Here is a 2,912-nt window from a genome sequence, read left to right on the forward strand (position 1 = left end):
GTCAACCCCCCGTACCCCGCCCGGGGTTGACCGGCGGAGCCGCCGGGCCGGGGGTTCAGGCGCCCTCGGCCAGCTCCAGCCAGCGGGTCTCCAGCTCCTCCCGGCGCCCGACGACCTCGCGCAGTTCGGCGTCCAGCTCGGCGACCCGGGTGAAGTCGGTGGCGTGCTCGGCCATGCTCTCGTGCAGCCGCGCCTCCCGCTCCCCCAACTTGTCCAACTGCCGCTCGATGCGCTGCTGCTCCTTCTGCGCCTCGCGGGAGAGCTGCGCCGGCGAGGCCGCCGGGCGGTCCCGCTCCGCCGCCGGGGCGGCCCTGGCGTGCTCCTCCTCGGCGGACCGCACGGCCGCCCGCCGCTCCAGGTACTCGTCCAGACCGCGCGGCAGCATCCGCAGCCGGCCGTCGCCCAGCAGGGCGAACACCCGGTCGGTGGTGCGCTCCACGAAGTACCGGTCGTGGCTGATGACCACCAGCGAGCCGGGCCAGCCGTCGAGCAGGTCCTCCAGCTGGGTGAGGGTCTCGATGTCGAGGTCGTTGGTGGGCTCGTCGAGGAAGAGCACGTTCGGCTCGTCCATCAGCAGGCGCAGGATCTGCAACCGGCGCCGCTCGCCGCCGGAGAGGTCGCCCACCGGCGTCCACTGCTTCTCCTTGCCGAAGCCGAACCGCTCGCAGAGCTGACCGGCGGTCATCTCCCGCCCCTTGCCCAGGTCCACCCGGGCCCGCACCCGCTCCACCGCCTGGATCACCCGCCAGGTCGGATCGAGTTCGGCGACCTCCTGGGACAGGTACGCCAGGCGGACGGTGCGGCCGACCCGGACCGTGCCGGAGACCACGCCGCGCGCCTCCCCTGTCTCCCCCCCGGCGGCCTGTCGCTCGGCGGCGTCGGCCAGCGCCCGCAGCAGCGAGGTCTTGCCCGCGCCGTTGACGCCCACCAGGCCGACCCGGTCGCCGGGGCCCAGCTGCCAGGTGAGGTCGGTGAGCAGGGTCTTCTCACCGGCCCGCAGCGTGACCCGCTCCAGGTCGAAGACGGTCTTCCCCAGGCGGGCGTTGGCGAAGCGCATCAGCTCCGCTCCGTCGCGCGGCGGCGGCACGTCGGCGATCAGGGCGTTGGCCGCCTCCACCCGGAAGCGGGGCTTGCTGGTGCGCGCCGGGGCTCCCCGCCGCAGCCAGGCCAGCTCCTTGCGCACCAGGTTCTGCCGCTTGGTCTCCTCGGTGGCGGCGATCCGCTCCCGCTCGGCGCGGGCGAAGACGTAGTCGCTGTACCCGCCGTCGTAGCCGTGCACGGTGCCGCGCTGCACGTCCCAGATCCGGGTGCAGACGGTGTCCAGGAACCACCGGTCGTGCGTGACGCACACCAGCGCCGAGCGCCGGGAGCCCAGGTGGCGGGCGAGCCAGGCGATGCCCTCCACGTCGAGGTGGTTGGTCGGCTCGTCCAGCACCAACAGGTCCTGCTCGGCGATCAGCAGCCGGGCCAGCGCGATGCGCCGGCGCTCGCCGCCGGAGAGCGGGCCGATCACGGTGTCCAGGCCGGCGGCGAACCCGGGCAGGTCCAGACCGCCGAACAGGCCGGTGAGCACGTCGCGGATCCGGGCGTCGCCGGCCCACTCGTGGTCGGCCCGGTCGCCGATGATCTCCTGCCGCACGGTGGCGGTGGGGTCGAGCGAGTCGTGCTGGGTGAGCACGTCCACCCGCAGGCCGCCGGCGTGCACGACGCGGCCGGCGTCGGCCTCCTCCAGCGCCGTGAGCACGCGGATCAGGGTGGTCTTGCCGTCACCGTTGCGGCCGACGACACCGATGCGGTCGCCCTCGGCGACGCCGAGGGACACACCGTCCAGCAGGGTCCGGGTGCCGTGGACCTTGGTCACGGACTCCAGGTTGACGAGGTTCTTCGCGGGGGCTGCCATGGGCTCTCAGTCCGAAGCTGTGGTCACGGGTGGGGTCACCGGGGTCGCCGGCCGGGGCGCGGTCGGGCGTCGGGATCCGGCGGCACCCGGTGGGCGCCCGGCGCGGGGGCGGTGGTGGCCCGGGCGGCGCGACAGGTGCCCGAGGCCTCCAGGGCCGCCGCCACCCGCCCGGCCGTCCCCGCGTCCTCGACGAGGAAGGCGCAGGTGGGGCCGGAACCGGAGACGATCCCGGCCAGGGCCCCCGCCTTCTCCCCCACCGCGAGGGTGTCGGCGAGGGCGGGGCGCAGCGCCAGGGCCGCCGGTTGCAGATCGTTGGCCAGCGCGCCGGCCAGCGCCCGCGCGTCCCCGGCGGCCAGCGCCGCGAGGACCGCCGGATCCGGCTCGGGCACCTCCGGCACGCTCTCCCCGGCCGCGTCCCGCAGCCGGTCGCACTCCCGGTAGACCACCGGCGTGGACAGGCCGCCGTCGGCGAGCGCGAAGACCCAGTGGAAGGTGCCGGTGACCGGCAGGCCGGTCAGCCGCTCGCCCCGGCCCCGGCCCAGCGCGGCGCCGCCCACCAGGGAGAACGGCACGTCCGAGCCCAGCTCGGCGCACAGCTCCAGCAGCTCCGCGCGCGGGGTGGCGGTGCCCCACAGCAGGTCGCAGGCGAGCAGCGCGGCGGCCCCGTCCGCGCTGCCGCCGGCCATGCCGCCGGCGACCGGGATGTCCTTGTCGATGTGCAGGTGCACGGCGGGTTCCCGCCCGTGCCGCGCGGCGAGCAGGGCGGCGGCCCGGGCCACGAGGTTGGTGCCGTCCAGCGGCACGTGCTCGGAGCCGGGGCCGGCGCAGGTGATCCGCAGCCGCTCGGCGGGACGGGCGGTGACCGCGTCGCGCAGGCCCACGGCGAGGAAGACGTTGGCCAGGTCGTGGTAGCCGTCGGCGCGGGGCGCCCCGACCGCGAGCTGCACGTTGACCTTGGCGTGGGCCCGCACCGTCACGGCGTCGGACCCGGCGGGTCCGGGCCGGGCGGGCG

2 protein-coding genes are annotated in these 2,912 nt (G+C 76.2%); both read right to left on the reverse strand.

What is annotated here, in order from left to right; all coding sequences use genetic code 11:
- Positions 1-55: 55 nt before the first annotated feature.
- Positions 56-1,900 carry an ABC-F family ATP-binding cassette domain-containing protein gene (locus tag FOE67_RS21565; protein WP_182666500.1) on the reverse strand — a complete coding sequence of 615 codons (1,845 nt, stop codon included), beginning with the start codon at positions 1,898-1,900 and terminating at the stop codon, positions 56-58.
- 35 nt (positions 1,901-1,935) lie between these two features.
- Positions 1,936-2,877, reverse strand: coding sequence for a 4-(cytidine 5'-diphospho)-2-C-methyl-D-erythritol kinase (locus FOE67_RS21570; protein ID WP_182666501.1), 942 nt, complete (start codon positions 2,875-2,877; stop codon positions 1,936-1,938).
- Positions 2,878-2,912 lie beyond the last annotated feature (35 nt).

This window comes from Streptomyces calidiresistens (assembly GCF_014141525.1).
In the GTDB taxonomy this organism is placed as follows: Bacteria; Actinomycetota; Actinomycetes; order Streptomycetales; family Streptomycetaceae; genus Streptomyces; species Streptomyces calidiresistens.

Coding starts and splice junctions, on each gene's coding strand:
- FOE67_RS21565 (WP_182666500.1), bottom strand. CDS start 1,900: ATGGCAGCCCCCGCGAAGAACCTCGTCAACCTGGAGTCCGTGACCAAG.